Here is a 1,218-nt window from a genome sequence, read left to right as displayed (position 1 = left end):
GTTTCACCATCGCATCGGCCATGGAGGTTTTGTGTTCACGTGCAGTCGCTAACACGTGCTCGCGTACGACCTGTGCCGTCAACGGGTTGGTAGCCAACGTAACCAGTGTTTTGACCGTGCCGGACTGTGCAGACACCTCAAAGGTCACCGCATCATCAGCCGCGTGTGCCTGCGCCACTCGCTGTTGGCGCCTTTTTGGTTGGTAGGCACAGGTTGGGTCAATACGTTTAATCATCTCCCGGATACGACGAGTAATCGTGGCGGTTTGTGGAGTGTTCTGCCCAGGCCGAGTTGGGGTAAACGTAGTAGTCAACATCTCGTCGAATTCGGCATACGCCTCATCAGTAATCTCTGGGCCAAGCTCGGCAAGCACCGTATCGATGGCACGCAAATGCTGCAGATCCATCACACGCGTCTTGGCCTGCAAGGCTCGTAGCTTCGGTAAGTGTTGTAGGCGTGCATGGGAGAAGATCGCTTGTTCTATTTCACCTTTACCCCAGCCGGTTGCTTCCCTCATCGACACCACAGTCACGTCGAAGTCATCAATATCAATGCTTGCCCCAGGTGTCGCGAAGCGGCCGAAGGCATTCCAGTAAATATCGCGAATACCTTGACTAAACGTGCTTAGTGGATCGTCTGGTCGCTGTGTGCGGAAGTATGGTTCGCCCACGATCTACCCCCAAAGCTGTTGTGTTCCCGTTTTCCCGTTGTTTCGTACCCCTAATTATGCCCGCCAAACCGTTCTATGCGCAAGGGGTAAACCAGCATTTATTACACTATTTCCGCATGCACATTCACACCACAGGCTGGCGGTTGCATTCAGTATATCGACCGATCTCACATACCCCATTGGCTTACGGGGGAAATAGCACACAAGTGTTCGAAACGCGCTGCATATTTCACCTTTAGCGCAAGCAAAACGGGGCCTGGCCGGGTCGGCGGGACTCAAGCGCACCTTGCCAATGTTGGCGTCCCCGCAGGGGAGGTCTCCTGCACCTTGTGTGGGAGAAACGTGGATACCGGGAACAATCAGTGGCTCTTGAGGGAAACGCTGGAATATCCGCTAAACGATATGAATGCGCCAAAGATGAGTTCACAACTCACGGGGCTGGAAAACGGGCAAGATTTGCCCTTGGCCGCCATCGAAGAGGAAGCTCGCCGTAAACGTAAGCCGTAAGCAACTTCGGGTTAAGCGACAAAATGTGTGCTTTTCTCGGC

1 protein-coding gene and 1 pseudogene are annotated in these 1,218 nt (G+C 53.8%); one reads left to right on the top strand and one right to left on the bottom strand.

All coding sequences use genetic code 11. The annotated features are described in order from the left end of the window. Positions 1-670: pseudogene (locus HMPREF3104_RS12285) on the bottom strand (hypothetical protein); the annotation flags it as partial. A 342-nt stretch (positions 671-1,012) separates the two neighbouring features. Here HMPREF3104_RS12285 and HMPREF3104_RS12470 point away from each other — a divergent pair. Further along, positions 1,013-1,177 carry a hypothetical protein gene (locus HMPREF3104_RS12470; RefSeq protein ID WP_168156362.1) on the top strand — a complete coding sequence of 55 codons (165 nt, stop codon included), beginning with the start codon at positions 1,013-1,015 and terminating at the stop codon, positions 1,175-1,177. The last annotated feature ends 41 nt before the right edge of the window (positions 1,178-1,218 follow it).

The sequence above is a fragment of the Corynebacterium sp. HMSC30G07 genome (assembly GCF_001806945.1).
GTDB classification, from domain to species: Bacteria; Actinomycetota; Actinomycetes; order Mycobacteriales; family Mycobacteriaceae; genus Corynebacterium; species Corynebacterium riegelii.
This window is presented reverse-complemented; position numbering and strand designations above follow the sequence as displayed.